The 17,741-nt window shown below is 43.1% G+C and carries 21 protein-coding genes and 1 pseudogene; 9 read left to right on the top strand and 13 right to left on the bottom strand.

The window, feature by feature from the left end:
- Positions 1 to 5: 5 nt before the first annotated feature.
- The 10 genes from nuoL to yihA form a co-directional block, all read right to left on the bottom strand.
- Positions 6 to 2,117, bottom strand: coding sequence for an NADH-quinone oxidoreductase subunit L (gene nuoL, locus FSB76_RS20325; protein ID WP_147056554.1), 2,112 nt, complete (start codon positions 2,115 to 2,117; stop codon positions 6 to 8).
- Positions 2,118 to 2,276: 159 nt separating this feature from the next.
- The gene (nuoK, locus tag FSB76_RS20320) at positions 2,277 to 2,582 is read right to left on the bottom strand and encodes an NADH-quinone oxidoreductase subunit NuoK (protein WP_147056552.1); all 306 of its coding nucleotides are present in this window, start codon (positions 2,580 to 2,582) and stop codon (positions 2,277 to 2,279) included.
- Entirely contained in the window at positions 2,579 to 3,127 is a 549-nt protein-coding gene (locus FSB76_RS20315) for an NADH-quinone oxidoreductase subunit J family protein (protein WP_147056550.1), read from the bottom strand. The genes nuoK and FSB76_RS20315 overlap by 4 nt, the downstream gene beginning before the upstream one ends.
- A complete protein-coding gene (locus FSB76_RS20310) occupies positions 3,124 to 3,708 on the bottom strand; it encodes a 4Fe-4S binding protein (protein ID WP_147056548.1) in 585 nt (194 codons plus the stop codon). The genes FSB76_RS20315 and FSB76_RS20310 overlap by 4 nt, the downstream gene beginning before the upstream one ends.
- Before the next feature lie 194 nt (positions 3,709 to 3,902).
- The gene (locus FSB76_RS20305; RefSeq protein ID WP_147056546.1) at positions 3,903 to 4,973 is read right to left on the bottom strand and encodes a complex I subunit 1/NuoH family protein; all 1,071 of its coding nucleotides are present in this window, start codon (positions 4,971 to 4,973) and stop codon (positions 3,903 to 3,905) included.
- 215 nt (positions 4,974 to 5,188) lie between these two features.
- The gene (locus FSB76_RS20300) at positions 5,189 to 6,124 is read right to left on the bottom strand and encodes an NAD-dependent epimerase/dehydratase family protein (RefSeq protein WP_147056544.1); all 936 of its coding nucleotides are present in this window, start codon (positions 6,122 to 6,124) and stop codon (positions 5,189 to 5,191) included.
- A 185-nt stretch (positions 6,125 to 6,309) separates the two neighbouring features.
- Positions 6,310 to 6,915 carry a Crp/Fnr family transcriptional regulator gene (locus tag FSB76_RS20295; RefSeq protein WP_147056541.1) on the bottom strand — a complete coding sequence of 202 codons (606 nt, stop codon included), beginning with the start codon at positions 6,913 to 6,915 and terminating at the stop codon, positions 6,310 to 6,312.
- Positions 6,903 to 7,757: a UbiA-like polyprenyltransferase gene (locus FSB76_RS20290; RefSeq protein WP_147056539.1), complete on the bottom strand. Its 855-nt coding sequence runs from the start codon at positions 7,755 to 7,757 to the stop codon at positions 6,903 to 6,905. Before FSB76_RS20290 ends, FSB76_RS20295 begins: the two co-directional genes overlap by 13 nt.
- Before the next feature lie 76 nt (positions 7,758 to 7,833).
- Positions 7,834 to 8,247: an endonuclease domain-containing protein gene (locus FSB76_RS20285; protein WP_147056536.1), complete on the bottom strand. Its 414-nt coding sequence runs from the start codon at positions 8,245 to 8,247 to the stop codon at positions 7,834 to 7,836.
- A gap of 106 nt (positions 8,248 to 8,353) precedes the next feature.
- The gene (gene yihA, locus FSB76_RS20280; RefSeq protein WP_147056534.1) at positions 8,354 to 8,977 is read right to left on the bottom strand and encodes a ribosome biogenesis GTP-binding protein YihA/YsxC; all 624 of its coding nucleotides are present in this window, start codon (positions 8,975 to 8,977) and stop codon (positions 8,354 to 8,356) included.
- A gap of 145 nt (positions 8,978 to 9,122) precedes the next feature.
- Between yihA and FSB76_RS20275 the strand changes: the two genes are divergently transcribed.
- Entirely contained in the window at positions 9,123 to 9,611 is a 489-nt protein-coding gene (locus FSB76_RS20275) for a VOC family protein (RefSeq protein WP_147056532.1), read from the top strand.
- A gap of 94 nt (positions 9,612 to 9,705) precedes the next feature.
- On the opposite strand, the gene FSB76_RS20270 is transcribed toward FSB76_RS20275, so the two are convergent.
- Both FSB76_RS20270 and FSB76_RS20265 read right to left on the bottom strand, forming a co-directional pair.
- Positions 9,706 to 10,194: a hypothetical protein gene (locus FSB76_RS20270; protein WP_147056531.1), complete on the bottom strand. Its 489-nt coding sequence runs from the start codon at positions 10,192 to 10,194 to the stop codon at positions 9,706 to 9,708.
- Between the two features lie 35 nt (positions 10,195 to 10,229).
- Positions 10,230 to 10,781: pseudogene (locus FSB76_RS20265) on the bottom strand (3-keto-disaccharide hydrolase); the annotation flags it as partial.
- Here FSB76_RS20265 and FSB76_RS32515 point away from each other — a divergent pair.
- Positions 10,762 to 10,977: a hypothetical protein gene (locus tag FSB76_RS32515; RefSeq protein WP_225976257.1), complete on the top strand. Its 216-nt coding sequence runs from the start codon at positions 10,762 to 10,764 to the stop codon at positions 10,975 to 10,977. The pseudogene FSB76_RS20265 and the gene FSB76_RS32515 overlap by 20 nt on opposite strands.
- A gap of 38 nt (positions 10,978 to 11,015) precedes the next feature.
- On the opposite strand, the gene FSB76_RS20260 is transcribed toward FSB76_RS32515, so the two are convergent.
- Entirely contained in the window at positions 11,016 to 12,389 is a 1,374-nt protein-coding gene (locus FSB76_RS20260; protein WP_147056529.1) for a Gfo/Idh/MocA family protein, read from the bottom strand.
- A gap of 211 nt (positions 12,390 to 12,600) precedes the next feature.
- Here FSB76_RS20260 and ubiE point away from each other — a divergent pair, with 211 nt between their 5' ends.
- From ubiE to FSB76_RS20225, 7 genes are all read left to right on the top strand, one after another.
- Complete coding sequence (ubiE, locus tag FSB76_RS20255; RefSeq protein ID WP_192910091.1) at positions 12,601 to 13,332, top strand: bifunctional demethylmenaquinone methyltransferase/2-methoxy-6-polyprenyl-1,4-benzoquinol methylase UbiE; 732 nt, start codon at positions 12,601 to 12,603, stop codon at positions 13,330 to 13,332.
- Positions 13,329 to 14,063 (top strand): type IX secretion/gliding motility protein PorT/SprT, encoded by a 735-nt coding sequence (gene porT, locus FSB76_RS20250; RefSeq protein WP_147056525.1) that lies wholly within the window; start codon positions 13,329 to 13,331, stop codon positions 14,061 to 14,063. The genes ubiE and porT overlap by 4 nt, the downstream gene beginning before the upstream one ends.
- Positions 14,064 to 14,217: 154 nt before the next feature.
- Entirely contained in the window at positions 14,218 to 14,976 is a 759-nt protein-coding gene (locus FSB76_RS20245; protein WP_147056522.1) for an SDR family oxidoreductase, read from the top strand.
- Between the two features lie 209 nt (positions 14,977 to 15,185).
- Complete coding sequence (locus FSB76_RS20240; protein ID WP_147056520.1) at positions 15,186 to 15,635, top strand: GatB/YqeY domain-containing protein; 450 nt, start codon at positions 15,186 to 15,188, stop codon at positions 15,633 to 15,635.
- A 160-nt stretch (positions 15,636 to 15,795) separates the two neighbouring features.
- A complete protein-coding gene (locus FSB76_RS20235; RefSeq protein ID WP_147056518.1) occupies positions 15,796 to 16,557 on the top strand; it encodes an alpha/beta fold hydrolase in 762 nt (253 codons plus the stop codon).
- 2 nt (positions 16,558 to 16,559) lie between these two features.
- Positions 16,560 to 17,222: a CBS domain-containing protein gene (locus FSB76_RS20230; RefSeq protein ID WP_147056516.1), complete on the top strand. Its 663-nt coding sequence runs from the start codon at positions 16,560 to 16,562 to the stop codon at positions 17,220 to 17,222.
- Positions 17,223 to 17,299: 77 nt separating this feature from the next.
- The gene (locus FSB76_RS20225) at positions 17,300 to 17,680 is read left to right on the top strand and encodes a four helix bundle protein (protein WP_147056514.1); all 381 of its coding nucleotides are present in this window, start codon (positions 17,300 to 17,302) and stop codon (positions 17,678 to 17,680) included.
- Positions 17,681 to 17,741 lie beyond the last annotated feature (61 nt).

The raw sequence follows: 17,741 nt of genomic DNA, 5'->3' as shown, positions 1-17,741 counted from the left end.
CAGGTTTATATCAGTATTTTTAAAATAAACAGCAGCAGCACAATGGCCAGCATACTAAACAAATAATATTGCACTTTGCCCCCCTGGAATTTACGTGCAAAATTGCCAATACTTTGTACAATGGCAGCCACCATGTGTAAAAATCCATCCACGATATATTTATCCGCCCAGGCGGCAAAACCGGCAACAAATCTGCTCACAGCAGCAAGCAAATGGATAAAGCCATCAATAATATTTTTATCAAACCAGTACATGAACTTACCCAGCCCTAATATGGGTTTTACAAATACGCGTTTGTAAATTCTATCAAAGTACCATTGGTTGTAGGATAGGCGGTAAAAGAACCCGGTTTGCGGGAATGAAAAGGTGCTTTGTTTTACATAGATGATATAAGCAGCGTAAATGACCAGTAAGCTGAAAATATTTACCAGCGCCGGGATGCTAAGGTGATAAATGCTCCCGAACTTAGCCAGGCCGTGCAGTCTTAAACCGCTGGATAACCAAGCCTGCTCGTACCCAAAGGGATTAAATGAAAACAGCGGAAAAAAGCAGCAAAGCGCCAGCAACACCAATGGCAATTTGTATTGCCAGCCTCCATCGCCCATATGCATCTTCAAACCGGGGTATATTTGGGGCAGCCTGAATTCACCAAAGAAAACTTTGAAGATGAGCCTTGCTACGTAGAATGCCGTGAGCCAACTGGTCAATAACGCCATGACAGGTATAATCTTAAACCAGGCAGCTTTGCCGTCGCTCCACTCAAAAGCCTGGATCAGGATGCCGTCTTTAGATAGATAGCCCGATGTAAGCGGCAACCCTATCAACGCCAACCCACCAATAAGGGCAACGACGAAAGTCAGCGGCAGCTTTTTACGCAGGCCACCCATTAATGAAATATCCTGCGGATCGATATCGAGGTTATTTTCCTCTTTAACATGCTGCATTTCGTGGATCACGATACCGGCCACCAGGAAAAGCAAACATTTAAAAAAAGCATGCGTAACCAAATGGAACAGCGATGATGAGTACGCCCCTACCCCCATACCCAAAACCATAAAACCTAACTGCGATATAGTAGAATAAGCCAGCACCCGTTTTAAATCGTTTTGTGTAAGTGCAATGGTAGCCGCCATAAAAGCAGTAAAACAGCCGATGCAGGCCAGCACGGTAAGTTCTGTTTGGGTAAACAATGGATATACCCTGCCTAACAAGAACACCCCAGCGGCAACCATAGTCGCGGCGTGTATTAACGCGGACACGGATGTTGGCCCCTCCATAGCATCGGGCAACCAGGTATGTAACGGGAACTGTGCCGATTTAGCAGCGACTGCTAAAACGATACCTGTAACGGCAATGCATTGCCAGATGGCGGGCAATGAGCCCGAAGCCCCGCCAGACAACCATATTGATCCGTAAGACCTGGGCAGCAAATCGGGCTGTATAGCCCATTGCCCATCCCTTATGGCAGAAATACTAAGCATACCCTCATGTCCAAACAACGCATTGATATCAAAAGTGCCATACATGGCAAACAGGATAATGATGGCGCTAAGCAAACCAATATCCCCTATCCTATTCATGATAAAGGCTTTTTTATTGGCCTGTACCGCTTTGTCTTTTGTAAACCAAAAACCAATTAACAGATATGACGAAAAGCCTACCAACTCCCAAAAAGCATAAAACAGCACCAGGTTATCCACTACTACCAAAGCAAGCATGCTGAAACAGAAGAAACTTAAATAGGTGAAGTAGCGGCTGTACCTGTCATCATGCTTCATGTAAGCAGTAGAGTAAATGTGTACCGGCAAAGCAATAACCGATACTAATAACAACATCAGCACCGATAAATTATTGAGCAGGAAACCTGCGTAAACCTTAGTATGCCCAATAGTAAACCAAACCTGCTGCACATGTATTTGTGGATTATTCCATACCCCGGCAAATACTTTGGCCGCCAAAACACAGCTCAACAAAATAGCCACAGTAGATGCCCAACCCGCAATTTTGCTTTTTACCGGCAGGCAAAAGTTTACCAAAGCAGCAAGCAGCGGCGATGCTACAGCTGCGAGTGCGCAGGTGACGAGGGTGAGATCGGTATGGGATAGTGTGTTGTTCAAACTGTTGTTGCCTTAGGCTTATATTGTAATAGTTTGTTAAGCGTCATTGCGAGGTACGAAGCAATCCCCAACTTGCAGTTCCGCCTGAAAAGTGGCAACTTGTCCTAAAGAGATTGCTTCGTACCTCGCAATGACGATCTTTTTTATTTTTCTTCATCATCAATCCCTCAAATTATTAATCTTACCCGGATCAATGGTCTTATATTTTCTATACACGTTGAGGATTATGGCCAGCGCAACCGCCGTTGTGGCCGCAGCCAGTACAATGGCAAACAGGGCGAAAACCTGGCCGCTGTTGTTGGTAGCATCGTGTTTACCAAAGGCTACCAGGTTTAGTATGGCGGCATTTAATATCAGTTCGATGCCGATCAATATCTGGATGGCGTTGCGTTTGGATACGATCATGTACAGGCCGATGCAAAACAGCATTACACTCACAATCAAAAAGTCAGTTAAGGTAATCATGCCCCGGCCTCCTTACGTGACAGGTGGGCCGCGCCAACCAGTGCCATCAGCAATAAAACAGAAATAGCCTCAAAGGGCAGAAGGTAACGCGTCATTAAGTTAACGCCTATATTATCAATCATCACCGCGTTTGGGGTAATGGTATTGTTATTGGCGATAGAAGCTTTTACCCAGCTTAGGTTATTTACATCGGCCTTTAATACAACATTGATCATCACGATAAAAAACAAGGCCGCAAGTAATATTGCAGGCAATTTGCCGATGCTGAAGAATTTACCTTTTTGCTGCCGCAAAACATCAAGCGTTTCTTTACCTGATAGCATAAAGGCAAACAGGATGAGTACCAATATTCCCCCAACGTAAATTACTACCTGCGTAACAGCCACAAAATCGGCCATGGCCAAAACGTATAGCCCGGCCAGGGCAAACAGAGTAACGAAAAATACAAATATGCTGCGCACCAAATTGGTGGTTGATGCCGCGTACAGCGCCGAAGCCACCGCTATAAAACCCATAAAATAAAACAGCACGCGGACTAAACTCATGCCCCACCCTCCTTTTTTTGCATGGCCGCCAGTTTAGCAGCTTGCTTTTCGGCCTGTTGCTTGTCAAACAAGGCACGCTTTTCGGCAGCAACTTCGGGTGGCATGTCCGAGAATTCGTAAACCAGGTCGCTTAGTTCAAAAACGGTTTTATCGTATTGGTTAGTCATTACAATGCACTCGGTTGGGCACACAATAGTGCACAGGCCGCAGTACATGCATTTGGCCATATCAATATCAAATTTAGCCGCGTAAAGGCGTTTGGTGGTACCGTCGGATGTTTGGCCTATGGCTTCCGTAGCTTTTATCGCTTCAATATCAATACAATCAACCGGGCATACTTTGGCGCATAAATCGCATACAATACAATCGTCCATCTCCACATCTAACTGGTAACGGCCAATCTCGGGCACAGGTAATTGCTGTTTGGGGTATTGGATGGTGTTGGTCCCTTTTTCCAGTTGTTTAAAGTAGTTACTATCACTTACGGTTGTGATCTCCCGTGCAGAATTATTGGCAAACAAATGCTTCACGGTAAGGCTTAAACCTTTCCATGCCGTTGTAAAACCGTTGATTAACTTCATTAACAAATGTTAATATTGTTGAAACTCTAAATCCTAATTACTAAACTCTAAATCCTAAAAAATTGTCTGAATCGGGGTTTATCAGATTAAAGGATTTACCCGATTTCGACATGCTCTATCTTAAGTCTTATTTATTATATTTCTCCAATTTCTTCCGTCTTGATTCTTGACTCTTGATTCTTGACTCTTCTTCCCTACATGAGCCACACTCTCCAAACGCCCGATATCAGCACACATAAAAATGCCAGCGGGGTGAGTACTTTCCAGCATAGGTTCATCAGTTGGTCTACCCGGAAACGGGGCAGCGTCCACCTGATCCACATTTGGATGGCCACCAGGCCTAATGTTTTTAGGGTTACCCATAAAATGCCCCACCACATGTTGGTTGTCCAGTCGGCTAAATGTACCGGGCCCATATTGGGCAGCGGCGTATTCCATGCACCTAAAAACAGGATAACCCCTATCATGCTCACTAAAAACATCATCGAATACTCGGCCAAAAAAACCAGCGCGAAACGGATGCCCGTAAACTCGGTATGAAAACCTGCCACCAATTCCGATTCAGCTTCCGGAATATCAAAGGGAGCGCGGTTACTTTCGGCCAATGAGGCTATAAAGTAAATTACAAATGCGATGATGAGATGTGGAGCTCGGAATATATTCCAGCTTAACAAACCGCCAATTTTGGTTACATCCCAAAAGCCGGCAAACGTTATTTTTTCTGCAGATAACACGCCCTGCTGCATGGCAACGGCTTGCAGATCCAGTGTTTGGGCTATCATCACTACAGATATAATGGCAAAACCCGCTGGAATTTCGTAAGATATGATTTGCGCGGCAGAGCGCATGGCGCCTAATATTGAATATTTGTTATTTGATCCCCAGCCGGCCATCAGGATACCCAATGTTTCGATAGAGATGATGGCGAAGATATAGTAGATGCCTAAATTTATTTTCGAGGGGATAAGCCCGGGCCCCCAGGGCAGGGCGGCAAAGCCCATGTATACCGCAATAAATATTACCGCAGGCGCCAGCATAAACAGCCATTTATCGGCAGCTGCCGGGATGATGAGCTCTTTTTGGATCATCTTCACAATATCGGCCAGGGTTTGCAGCGAACCGAATTTACCCGTTTCGGTAGGGCCAAGTCTGTCTTGTATAAATGCAGAGATCTTCCGCTCGGCATAAACACCAAACAACGCAAAAAAGGCCGAAAAACTGAACAACCCTATAGCAACAATAAAATATGTGATATAATAATTCAAGCGCTTTTTTGATGAAGCTGCAAACTTACTAAATGTTGAGTTATTTTAGACGACAAGTTTAGTATATTAAATTGGTGAGTGGTTGATTGGGTTAATTAGGTGAGTAGTTACCTGAAAATGGGATTGAAAACAAACAAAGCCTTTTAAACTTGTTAAAAAGCAAAAAAAAATCCAGATAGGATGCCCCTACCGGATTTTTTTTATTGATTTACAACTTAAGCCTGCTGTGGCTTATAAAGTGTTTCTGACAATTCTTTTAACCCATCCTCATAACTTGTAGGTTTAAAATTAAAAGCCTTTTCAAACTTGCTGCTGTCAAAAATATAGTCATGATCGTACTGGTAGTACATCTCCACAGTGCCCATAACCACTTTTTGGAACAAACCTATCAGCCACAGCATGTATTTGCGTAAAACAAAGAATTTAGGTTTTACGCCGTACACCCGGGCGGCAATAGCCATGAACTCCTTGCCGGTTATAGCCGGCGGCGTGGGCAAGTGCCATACCTGGTTATCGCTATCGGGGTTTTGGCCAAGCAGGAACATCGCCTTACCTGCATCGGGGATGTAAATAAAGTTGTGTTTTTTATTTGGGTCGCCAATCCACTGGGCGGTTTGTTTGGCGGCGTACTTGGTTATCACCATCATATCCACAAAGCTGTTTAACGAGTCGGTGCCATAAAAATCGGGTGCACGTGCAATGGAAGCACGGATATTGCCAGCCTTAACTTCGTCCATCAACATATCGGCAATACCCGCACGTACCTGCCCTTTTTTGCTACTGGGGTGGTAGGGTGTATCTTCTGTCATGGGGCCATTAACCAGGCCATACATGTATATATTATCAAAAAATATTAATCGCGCACCGGTAGCTTTGGTAACGTTGATTACATTCTGCATAATAACAGGCCATTGCGCCTGCCAGATGGTGGCATCATAAACAATGCCTGCCGCCATGTAAATAACTGTTGATCCCTGGGCAGCTGCCAAAACCTCATCATAGTTTAACAAATCGGCTTTTTGCCAGGTTACATTTTTACCGGTAATGTTTACCGGTTTACGGCTAACCAAACGAACCGTTTGGTTGTCGTTAATCAATTCGCGGCTAAGGGCATTTGCCACTGTGCCGCCGGCTCCTAATATGGTGTGCATAATTTTTTCTTTTTTGTTTATCCAAAGGTAGGTGAGCTTTGAATGTCAAAACGTTAACAAAAGATAATAAAACACAATTTCAGGATTATAATAAGATTGACAGGATTGGATGTGCAAATTTCAGATTCCAGATGTGCAGATGATTGATGCACTCAGTTGAATTGAGTAACCTGGCTTTTAGCTCATCAGGCGCTTATCTTCATAATCCTTCTCCTGATCCGCGAAAGCGAAACCGGTGTGATGCCTAAAAAATTGGCTATGTAATGTTGCGGGATGCGCTGCATTACTTCGCCGCCGGTTTCGAGCAGGTTGTTGTAGCGTTCTTCGGGTGTTTGAGTAATGAAGGATGCTACCCTATCTTCATAGCAAATGAGGTAATGTTCGGCCACCAACCTGCCAAAACGCTCCATTTTATAACCAATAAGTTCGTGGGTATAAATTTGCTGCATGGCTTTATAGCTAAGGGCAACTATTTGCGTGTCTTCCAACGCCTGGATATAGTTTGAAGCAGGGGCGCCGGTTAAAAAACTCTTATATGAGCTCAGTAATTCATTCTCGAAGCTGAAGTAACCTGTAATTTCTTCCCCATCTTTTACATGGAAATAGCGGACCGCTCCGTGTACTACCAAGCCAATTTTATCGCAAATTTTACCCGGCTCGGCAAAATTCTTCTTTTTTTTGAGGTTGATTATCTCCAAAAGCGGCGCTAATACAAGCCATTCGGCATCGTTCAGCTTCACATATGTTTCCACATGTTCACGAAATTTGCCGATAGCGGTTAGCGCGTCCATATTCTATCTAACAGGAATAACACCGCAAATACCACGCTGGCAATACCGTTGGTAGTCATAAAAGCAAAGTTTACCCGGCTCAAATCGTTTGGTTTTACCAACAGGTGCTGGTAAATTAACATAGCGCAAAAAAAAGCTATGCCAACATAGTATAAAATACCTACGTGAGTAAAAAATATCGGCATCATGATAAATAAAGCCGATAACACATGCAAAAATGTTGATAGCCTTAAAGCGTTTACTTTACCCAGGTATGCAGGAATAGAATGCAGGTTTTGGCTGCGGTCGAAATCTTCATCCTGAAGGGCATAAATAATATCGAAGCCACTAACCCAGCATAAAACCGATAGTGAGAAAAATATGGGTGTTAACGCAAATTCGCCCGTCACTACCAGGTAAGCGCCAATGGGGGCCAGCGATAAGCCCAGGCCTAAAACCAAATGACAAAGTGCCGTAAAGCGTTTGGTAGCACTATAACCCATCACCACAAATAAAGCTACCGGCGACAGGTAAAAGCACAAAGGGTTGATAAAAAACGTAGCTGCTATAAACAGGCCGCAGTTGATCAATGTAAAGGTTAAAGCCGAGGCCGCGCTGATACGGCCCGCCGGGATATCCCGCTGTTTGGTGCGCGGGTTTTGGGCGTCAATATCCCTATCTAAATAGCGGTTAAAAGCCATAGCCGAGTTGCGGGCGAATATCATACACAATACCATAAGCACCAGCTTACGCCAATCGAACGTGTGCTGTGTAGTGGTTACCGCCAAAAAAAAGCCGATAAATGCAAACGGCATGGCAAAAATGGTGTGGGTAAATGTTACTAATGAAAGGTATTTTTTCATGTTAATATGTATCCCTTTTTATAGGGGTATTTTGCGATTTTATTTTAGATATACACTGCGTTACAATGAATGCAAATCAACAAAGCGCCGGCCCCGTGCGATTCCCCTCTTGAGAGGGGGGAGGGGTGTGTTCTGCAACATAGCTCTCAATTGTTCTTAAAACATTAGCAATATCTTTTCGTACTTCCTGTTCTGTAAAGCGAATTACTGTTAAATCATATTTGGCAAGTTCCTGGTCCCGTAAAATATCTACCTCAACTTTTTCTTCGTGATTATGATAATGCCCATCAACCTCGATCACCAAATTTAACTCACTGCAATAAAAATCTACAATGTAATTTAATAGTGGTTTTTGCCTGTGAAAATCATATCCAAAGCCTCTTCCTTTTATTTCATTCCAAAGTAATACTTCGCCCAGGGTGCTATCGTTTCTTAGCTTGCGGGCTAAGTCTTTCAGGTTTGGGTTGTATGGTATTATTTTGCGTGGCATTATACTCAATACTTATCGCTTTGCTTTAATGGCGTACAACACACCCCTGCAGCCGCACTTTCCTTCGCGCCCCCTCTCGAGAGGGGATCAAAAAAAAATCGGCTTTTTAATCCCTCGGCTCAAAATGTGGTACCACAAAACTCTTATTAATATTATCTATAAAGCCTAAAATCTCATCCCGGCCCAATTGTAGCTCGGCCGAGGTGATGAAGTATTGTGGGGCTTCTTCGAAAGTTTCCAGCAGGGCTTTTTTAAATCTGGCTATGTTCTGGTCGGTTTTAACGCTCGATTGTTTATCGGCTTTTGTAAAAACCAGCACGAACGACAAGCCTTTTTCGCCCAGCCAGTTACAAAATTCGATGTCTATTTTTTGCGGCTCCAGGCGGCTATCTATCAATACCATAACGCATTGCAGGCTTTCGCGCTTATCAAGGTAGTTATGGATGAATTTATTCCAGTTGGCTTTGTTTGTTTTGGATGCCCGGGCATATCCGTAGCCAGGTAAATCAACAATATACCAGCTGTCGTTAATAAAAAAGTGATTTATCAGCTGGGTTTTACCCGGTGTTTGCGATGTTTTAGCCAATCCTTTTTTTTGCGTGAGCATATTGATCAGCGAAGATTTGCCTACGTTTGAGCGCCCTATAAAAGCGTACTCGGCCTTAATGGGCGGCGGTAGCTTCGAAATTTGGGTATTGCTGCAAATAAATTCGGCCGTTTTAACAATCATGTGGCAAAGGTAATTATTTTTAACTGCAAGCACATGCCCGCTAACCTATGGAGGCATCTGCAGCCTTTGCTTCGCGTTGTTTTACAATGGGTAAACAAATGTAAGCGCAATAATACTTAAATTTGATGTTTAAACATACAATATCATGAACGATTATAAAATTCCCGCCCAAACCCGCATTGGCCACGTGCATTTAAAGGTAAGCAACCTGCAAAAATCCCTTGATTTTTATTGCGGCCTGCTGGGTTTTGATAAAATGATGCTGTATGGCGATCAGGCGGCTTTTATATCTGCCGGCGGCTATCACCATCACATCGGCTTAAATACATGGCATAGTAAAGGTGCTTCGCCGGCACCTGAATATGCGCCGGGTTTGTACCATACAGCTATACTTTACCCCGAACGCAAAGATCTTGCTGCAATTTTGCAGCGGCTGATTGATGCCAAATACCCCATCACCGGCACATCTGACCATGGCGTATCTGAAGCAATCTACCTGAATGATCCCGACCAAAATGGTGTGGAACTTTACTGGGACAGGCCAAAAGAAAACTGGCCGCTTGATGAAAATGGCAAATTGACCATGTTTACCAGGAGGCTGGATATAGAGGGATTACTGGCTTTGGCTAAGTAAGCTGAAGAAGAATCTGTAGTTGTGCGGGTAGTTGATAAAAGCCGGTTGTGGAAGCACAACCGGCAGAAATTAAATTTTGGCTTTCTATAGATAATCACAAACTGCCAAGCAGTTTTTTAATAGCGATATCATCGGGAGTTTCGGTTAAAACTATAAAAACGCTAGTGCCAATTTGTACAGGTTTAAATTTGATGTAGACCTCTGATAAAGAATAACGCTCATTTGATTTAAGATATTTAAACACCCTATTGGCCAGCATTTTGTTTTTATAAATAAATTCACTTACCCCAACATGTTGATTTTTGCGGATTATGGTAAAATTACAGCATCTAAATGCATCAAACTTATAAAGTAGTTTACTCTTTAAAGTTTGTTTAAAAAAGCCGATCTCGTGGCCGACAGAGAAACTTCCATTTTTAATGTCCTTTGTCCTATACCTCAATTTAGCGCGACAACTATTTAGTATCCGGTCAATGTTACTCCTGGCATGGTTGGCTACCCTTACAGTATCTTTTATAAGCTGTGCGTGGGCATTACCAAGGCCCAAAATCAGGCAGCAAATCAGAACCCATTTCCTAATCATATTAAACGCTCAATATTGCAAATTGCTAAAACGTTTTATAGCTCCTTTATCCTAATGTTACGGAAGTAGGCCTTATGCCCATGATCCTGCAGGGCAATTAAACCGGTTTTTGCGGCGCCATAGTCGGGGTAATCTTTCCATTTACCTTCGGCTTTTTTCTTGTTCCATTCGTCGGTCCAGGCCTCAAAGGCAATTATTTTCGATCCGTTTAGCCAATGCTCTACATGCCCGTTGTTGAATACTATTTTGCTGATGTTCCATTTACCAACAGGTTCCAGTTTTTTAAGGGTGTTGGGCAGGTACATGGCATAATCGCAGCCCGTTTTTTGCCATTCTTCCAATTTGTCGGGCCAGCCTTCATCGTCGATGATCTGGTATTCGGGACCGGTGTTATAGGTGGCATGGTATTTCGGGTCTTCAATTACGTGGTATAGTACGCCGCTGTTGCTGCCCTTGTCAATTTTCCATTCCCATTCCAGTTCAAAGTTGGTGTAGGCTTTATCAGTTACAATATCGCCGCCGGTATCGCCTTCGGCCGCGCCCAGGCAAACCAGCGCGCCGTCAACAATGGCCCAGTTTTTAACTTCGCCTTTTTTGTTAAAGCCATGCCAGCCCTTTAATGTTTTACCATCAAAAAGGTTTACCCATGGGCCTTTTTTAGCAGCTGCTTTTTTTACGTGCGGCGGTACTTTTACGCCAACCGCCGATGTTTACACACAAACCAAAGCCGCCGCCGCCATTACCAACCCCAGTTTTTTCAATTGTTGTTTCATAACCTATTGAATAGATGTTTTTTTGTCTTAACTCTTGATTCTTGACTCTTAACTCTTCTTTGCTACCTGCATTTTCTCCGGGTCCCAAAACATGGGGCTATTATTGTAGTAGCTGTCATTACACAATAAGGCAGGAGCAGCGGCACGATAGCCAAATACCGCATCTTCGGTTACCTTGCCATTATTACGGATGGCAGTAAAAAAGTTGACCATGTGATCATAAGGCCCGCCCATATAACCCTTGTCGGCATCATAAGTAATTTCTTCAGGCGGTAGCATTTTTTTACGTTCGGCGTAGCCAACACCGGCTTTTTTTAGCTTATCTAAATAAAAGGGATCGTCGCTGGCAAAAGTTTTGTTGCGTTTAAGGGTTACCTTGTCCCAGGTAATATCCATCGAGCCTTCGCTGCCCACCAGTTTTAAATAGGTAGTGCCGCTGGTGCCATCCACAAAATTGCACCGCAGCGAAAGGTTGAATGCCGGGTGCGCCTGGGTTTTGGCATAATCAAAAGTGCCTAATAATACATCTGGTACTTCGCGGCCATCGTTCCAGAAACGCAGCCCGCCCGATGCATAAATTTTATTCGGGCCCATCGAGTCGGTTATAAAGTGCAGGCTCGAAAACAGGTGCACAAATAAGTCGCCTGCCATGCCGGTACCGTAATCGGTATAATTTCTCCAGCGGAAGAACCTTTTTTCGTCAAAGGGACGTTTTTTTGTGTTGCTGATGTAGGTTTCCCAATCCAGTGTTTGAGGCGATGCATCTGCCGGGATGGGGTATTGCCAAACTTCCAACGGTTCGCGGCGCGCCCAAAATCCTTCGGCATAATTCAGCTGGCCAATAGCACCGCTTTTTAACAGTTCATGAGCTTTCTCGTTCCCTAATGATGATACGCCCTGGCTGCCTACCTGGAAAATTTTACCGGTATCCTGCTGGGCTTTTATTACAGCCGGGCCTTCGGTAATGGCGTGTACCATGGGTTTTTCGCAGTATACATGTTTGCCGGCGTGCATGGCATCAACAGATATTTGCTGGTGCCAATGATCGGGTGTGGCAATTATTACGGCATCAATATCTTTACGGTTTAGTATCTCTTTATAAACCCGGGTGGTAAAAATATCGGCACCATATTTGGTTTTGGCATCTTTAAGGCGGCCATCGTACAAATCGCAAACAGCTACCAGTTTTACGCCAGGAACTTTTAGCGCGGTGTCGGTATCGCTGTTGCCCATACCACCGGCACCTATCAGGGCGATGTTGATTTGGTCGTTATATTCAAAACCCAATTGTCTTTTTAATATGGCGAAGGGTTTAACGGTACTTTGCGATGCAAACAGGCTGTTGCCAACCGCTACGGCGGCAGTGGTTGTGGTTAATTTTTTAATAAAACTTCGGCGCGAGGATTCTTGTTTTTCTTTCATAGATAAGGGACATTCAATTGATGTATAATTTAATTAAAACAGAGCCGGTAAAAACAGGCCACCCTTCCAGGCAGCTTTGATGCGTTGGTTAAACATTAAATTGGTTTTTAAAATTAGTGAATTGGCTTAACATTTACACAAGCCTGTCAACTTAATCTAACCAGATAAAATCAATCAACATACAATCGTTATCTTTGCGCACATTATAAAAATGAGCAAAACCATAACTCCGTACAATAATGAGCAGACCACCAAGAAAGAACAGGTGGCCGATATGTTCAATAATATATCAAAAACCTACGATTTTTTGAACCATTTCATGTCCCTGGGCATCGATATCATCTGGCGCAAAAAGGCTATCAACGAATTAAAAAAAGATCAGCCCAAACTGATCCTCGACGTGGCTACAGGCACCGGCGATTTTGCCTTTGAGGCCTTAAAAATATTAAAGCCCGAAAAAATTGTTGGCGTAGATATTTCCCGCGGGATGCTCGATATTGCCGATCAAAAAATAGCTAAACGCGGGTTGAGCGATAAGTTTTCGGTAAAACTTGGCGATTCGGAGAAGCTGCCATTTGGTGATAATGAATTTGACGCGGTTACAGTAGCATACGGCGTTCGTAATTTCGAAAACCTGGAGGTTGGCCTGGCCGATATTCAACGGGTTTTAAAACCGGGTGGTAAAGCAGTAGTATTGGAGTTTTCAAAACCCAAGGCATTCCCTATAAAACAGTTGTACAATTTTTACTTTAATTATATAACGCCGGGTATTGGCAAGTTATTCAGTAAAGATTCGCGTGCTTACAGCTACCTGCCCGAGTCGGTTGCGGCGTTCCCCGATGGCAAAAATTTTGTGGCTTTAATGGATAAAGTTGGCTTTAAAAATACCAAACACAGGCCCTTGGCGTTTGGAATTTGTTCGATATACACAGGCGTTAAATGATCAAAAACCGGTACCTCTTACTTTTATGCCTTTTATTTTGCAGCAAAATTTCGCTGGCACAATACGTACCGGCATGGGGCGGAGGGGCCGATCAGCAAGACCTGAGCTTTGGTTTTAGCTTTAGTTATGTTAGCAGCGACCTGCGGATAGTTAAAAAGCCCGACTGGCGCAAACCCTTTTTTGATGCCGCCACCAACAAAAATATCACCGACTCGGTAAATAGTATAGGCTCAAAAAGCCAGCCGGGCTTTGCCATCGGCTTTTTAACCCGCTACACCTTAACCGAACATTTTGAAGTACGTGTAACCCCCTCACTGGTTTTTGCCGACCGGAACCTGAGTTATACTTACGCCAATCCCGACCAGAACCAGGTAAAACAAATTCAGACCACCTCGGTAGAAATACCCCTTTCTTTCAAGCTAAAATCCGACAGGCTGGGCGATTTTCGCGCTTATATTCTGGGGGGAGTAAAATACACCAAGGCCATCGGCACCAAAAAGGATGAAACCAATCTCGATCCTTTAGATAAAATGGTAAAAAACGTTGGCGGTTTTAGTTCCTACGAAGCCGGCCTGGGCTGCGATATTTATTTCGAGTTTTTTAAGCTGTCGCCACAAATCAAAGTATCCAACTCCTTTGGCAATATCCTGGTGCCCGAAAATCACCCGTTTTCGGCACCTATCAGTAAATTGTCGTTACACACGGTGATGTTTAGCTTGTTTTTTGAGTAGGGAAGCCCCCTCTAAATCTCCCCCGGTAGGGGAGACTTTTGTGTTTTTTTTAAGCCCTCCCTTCCGGGGAGGGTTTGGGTGGGGCTTATTACGGTTACACGACAATAATCCAAACTAAAAAACATAATTTCGCAGCAATAGTTATACTTCTATTATGAGTAAAATTGCATTAATTACAGGAGCAACATCGGGTATTGGCGAAGCGTGCGCGCATGTATTTGCCCGCGAAGGATATAGCCTGGTACTTACCGGCCGCAGACTGGAACGGCTGGAGAAACTGGCCAGCCATTTAAACAAAAAATATGATACGGAGATAGCCATATCGTCATTTGATGTGAGCGACCGCGCCCAGGTGCAGGAAAACCTTGATGGCATACCCGAAGCATGGAAAAATGTTGATGTACTGATTAACAATGCCGGGCTGAGCCAGGGGCTGGATCCTATACAAAACGGCAATATTGATGATTGGGAAACCATGATAGATACCAACGTTAAAGGTTTATTATATGTAAGCCGCATTGTATCCAATTGGATGATTGAAAACGGTAAAGGCCATATTATTAACTTAGGCTCGATAGCCGGTAAAGAGGTTTACCTGAACGGCAACGTGTATTGTGCTACCAAACATGCTGTTGATGCCTTAAATAAAGGTATGCGCATTGATTTGCTGCCCCATGGCATCAGGGTTACGGCAGTACATCCTGGCGCTGTAGAGACCGAGTTTTCGGAAGTACGCTTTAAAGGCGATAAGGAAAGGGCAAAAAAAGTGTATGATGGCTTTGAACCCCTGGTAGCACAGGATATTGCCGAAACCATTTGGTTTGTGGCATCGCGCCCTGCCCACGTTAACATCAACGACCTGGTAATTATGCCAACAGCACAAGCTACAGCGGGGAATATATTTAGAAAGTAGATGTGCGGATATGCAGATTTCAGATGTGCAGATGATTGATTGATTTGAAAATTTGAAGATTTGAAAATGTTCAGATTACGTTCAACGACTTAGTCATCCAATCATATAAATATTAATCTGCACATTTGAAATCTGAAATCTGCACATCTAACCAGGCTGCACATCAAAAATCAATAATTCACTAACTCAATAATTCACTAATTACATAAATGTCACTAATCACACAAATAGACCAGGATATAAAACTGGCCATGCTGGCCAAACAGCCAGATCGTTTAAGGGGGCTGCGGGCTATAAAATCGGCCTTATTATTAGCCAAAACCGAAAAAGGTGCTGCCGAGGAACTTACCGAAGAGGCCGAAATTAAAGTGTTGCAAAAATTGATTAAACAACGTAAGGAGTCGGCCGATATTTATCGCACACAAAATCGCGAAGACCTTTATGAGATTGAAATGGAAGAAATGCGCGTAATTGAGCCTTATTTGCCGCAACAAATGACCCGTTTTGAAATTGAAGGTTATTTGGAAGAATTGATAGGCCGTATAGGCGCTACATCAACAAAAGATTTGGGCCGCGTTATGGGCATGGCCAATAAGGAGCTTGCCGGCAAGGCCGATGGTAAAACTATATCAGAAGTTGTGCGCCAATTATTAGGATAGTAACGGTTAATCAATATAACGTTAACATCTACATTAATAAATTATTGCTATAATTGTTGCAACTCGTTCGCGGTAAACTAATTTTACAGCGGATTAACACATTTTATATACTAAAACGGGTTTTGGTATAGTTAATTAAAAATTAATACTAATTATTTATATGGATTTCGTGCTTAAAGAGGAACACGGTTTTAGTTACATCGATGAGGGCGAAGGCGAGGTGCTGTTACTACTGCACGGTTTAATGGGTTCATTGAGCAATTGGGATGGCGTGGTTAATCAATTTAAATCAAAATACCGCGTATTAATACCTATATTGCCTATTTATGATATGCCGCTTATTACCACAGGCGTTAAAAGTCTGTCGAAATTTGTGCATAAATTTATCAAGTTTAAAAAACTAAGCAATATAACGGTGCTTGGTAATTCGCTTGGCGGGCATGTGGCTTTGGTATATGTTTTGGCTCACCCCGAAAATATAAAAGCGATGGTGTTAACAGGCAGTTCGGGTTTATATGAAAACGCATTTGGGGGCTCGTTCCCCCGGCGCGAGAGTATTGATTTTGTAAGAGAAAAAGTACAATATACTTTTTATGACCCTGCTATTGCAACAGATGAGCTGGTTAATGACGTATACAAGTTAGTAAACGACAGGCATAGCGTTATAAGGCTGTTGGCCATGGCAAAATCGGCTATCAGGCATAATATGAAAAAAGATCTTCATAAAATGCAGCTACCGGTTTGTTTAATATGGGGCCGGGATGATAAAATAACCCCGCCCGAGGTAGCAGTGGAGTTTAACGAATTATTACCCAATGCCGAATTGCACTGGCTTGATAAATGCGGCCACGCCCCTATGATGGAGCGGCCCGATGAGTTTAACGTGTTGCTGGGTGCGTTTTTAGAAAAAATAAAAGAGTAAACATGATTGCAATTGAGTTGATAGCTAACGCGATACCACCGGTACACACCTCTGACCCGATACAGAAGGTTTACGACCGTATGGTGGAGTTTCGTGTACGCCATTTGCCAATTGTAAATGAAGAGCAGTTTTTGGGCCTCATAGCAGAGGACGATATGGTAAACGAAAGTGATATGCAGGTGCCCGTTGGCGCATTGGCATTATCGCTGGTAAACCCTTACGTGTTAGAAGATCAGCATATTTATGATGTTATCCGCCTGTTTTATGAGCGCCAGCTTACCATAGTGCCTGTACTTGATGCCAAGCATAATTACCTTGGCATGATATCTATAAATGCTATTACCGAGTATTTTGCCAAAATTACGGCTGTATCCCAACCAGGTGGTATTATCGTGCTCGAGATCAATAATAAGAATAACTCCCTGGCACATATGTCGCAAATTGTCGAATCGGATAATGCCCAGGTGCTAAGTTCGTACGTACAAACCTTCCCCGATTCAACCCGGATGGAGGTAACGTTAAAAATAAACAAGCAGGATATATCAACCATTGTAGCCACATTCCTCCGTTATGAGTATGATATTAAAGCAACCTTTAACCATACCGACAACAACGATAACGCCCGCGACCGATACGATTCGCTCATGAATTACCTGAATCTTTGATCGTTCATTAGTTCACTGGTTCATTAGTTCATTGGTGAAAAGTTCCATAGCTTTGCCGGCTGATCAGATAGATTAATATGAGTTATTATAGTCTTGAGGATTTAGAGGTATATCAATTAGCGGAAAGTTTTAGTGACGAAATTTGGGTTATTGTTGGCGGTTGGGAAAATTTTGCGAAGGATACCGTGGGCAAACAAATTGTACGATCTGCCGATTCTATAGGGGCTAATATTGCTGAGGGGTATGGCAGATATCACTTTAAAGAAAACAGAAATTTTTGCTTCTTTAGCCGTGGCTCGATTTTGGAAACAAAAGGATGGCTGACAAAATCAAAAAACAGGAATCTGATTAACGAAGAACAGTTCAACGCACTATTTGAAAAGCTTCAAACCATTCATCTCAAACTAAATGCATATTTAAAATTCATCGGTAAAAACGCAAAAACCAAAGCAGATTAAAGTTTATATTATTAGTACATTAAAAGCCGGTAGTTATAAAAACAATCAAATGAGCCACTAT

The sequence above is a fragment of the Mucilaginibacter ginsenosidivorax genome (assembly GCF_007971525.1).
Lineage (GTDB): Bacteria > Bacteroidota > Bacteroidia > Sphingobacteriales > Sphingobacteriaceae > Mucilaginibacter > Mucilaginibacter ginsenosidivorax.
Note: the sequence above shows the minus strand (reverse complement) of the source record. Positions and strands in the feature narration are given on the sequence as shown.

Coding starts and splice junctions, on each gene's coding strand:
- nuoK (WP_147056552.1), bottom strand. CDS start 2,582: ATGATTACCTTAACTGACTTTTTGATTGTGAGTGTAATGCTGTTTTGC.
- FSB76_RS20315 (WP_147056550.1), bottom strand. CDS start 3,127: ATGAGTTTAGTCCGCGTGCTGTTTTATTTTATGGGTTTTATAGCGGTG.
- FSB76_RS20310 (WP_147056548.1), bottom strand. CDS start 3,708: ATGAAGTTAATCAACGGTTTTACAACGGCATGGAAAGGTTTAAGCCTT.
- FSB76_RS20300 (WP_147056544.1), bottom strand. CDS start 6,124: ATGCACACCATATTAGGAGCCGGCGGCACAGTGGCAAATGCCCTTAGC.
- FSB76_RS20295 (WP_147056541.1), bottom strand. CDS start 6,915: ATGGACGCGCTAACCGCTATCGGCAAATTTCGTGAACATGTGGAAACA.
- FSB76_RS20290 (WP_147056539.1), bottom strand. CDS start 7,757: ATGAAAAAATACCTTTCATTAGTAACATTTACCCACACCATTTTTGCC.
- FSB76_RS20285 (WP_147056536.1), bottom strand. CDS start 8,247: ATGCCACGCAAAATAATACCATACAACCCAAACCTGAAAGACTTAGCC.
- yihA (WP_147056534.1), bottom strand. CDS start 8,977: ATGATTGTTAAAACGGCCGAATTTATTTGCAGCAATACCCAAATTTCG.
- FSB76_RS20275 (WP_147056532.1), top strand. CDS start 9,123: ATGAACGATTATAAAATTCCCGCCCAAACCCGCATTGGCCACGTGCAT.
- FSB76_RS20270 (WP_147056531.1), bottom strand. CDS start 10,194: ATGATTAGGAAATGGGTTCTGATTTGCTGCCTGATTTTGGGCCTTGGT.
- FSB76_RS32515 (WP_225976257.1), top strand. CDS start 10,762: ATGGCCCAGTTTTTAACTTCGCCTTTTTTGTTAAAGCCATGCCAGCCC.
- FSB76_RS20260 (WP_147056529.1), bottom strand. CDS start 12,389: ATGAAAGAAAAACAAGAATCCTCGCGCCGAAGTTTTATTAAAAAATTA.
- ubiE (WP_192910091.1), top strand. CDS start 12,601: ATGAGCAAAACCATAACTCCGTACAATAATGAGCAGACCACCAAGAAA.
- porT (WP_147056525.1), top strand. CDS start 13,329: ATGATCAAAAACCGGTACCTCTTACTTTTATGCCTTTTATTTTGCAGC.
- FSB76_RS20245 (WP_147056522.1), top strand. CDS start 14,218: ATGAGTAAAATTGCATTAATTACAGGAGCAACATCGGGTATTGGCGAA.
- FSB76_RS20240 (WP_147056520.1), top strand. CDS start 15,186: ATGTCACTAATCACACAAATAGACCAGGATATAAAACTGGCCATGCTG.
- FSB76_RS20235 (WP_147056518.1), top strand. CDS start 15,796: ATGGATTTCGTGCTTAAAGAGGAACACGGTTTTAGTTACATCGATGAG.
- FSB76_RS20230 (WP_147056516.1), top strand. CDS start 16,560: ATGATTGCAATTGAGTTGATAGCTAACGCGATACCACCGGTACACACC.
- FSB76_RS20225 (WP_147056514.1), top strand. CDS start 17,300: ATGAGTTATTATAGTCTTGAGGATTTAGAGGTATATCAATTAGCGGAA.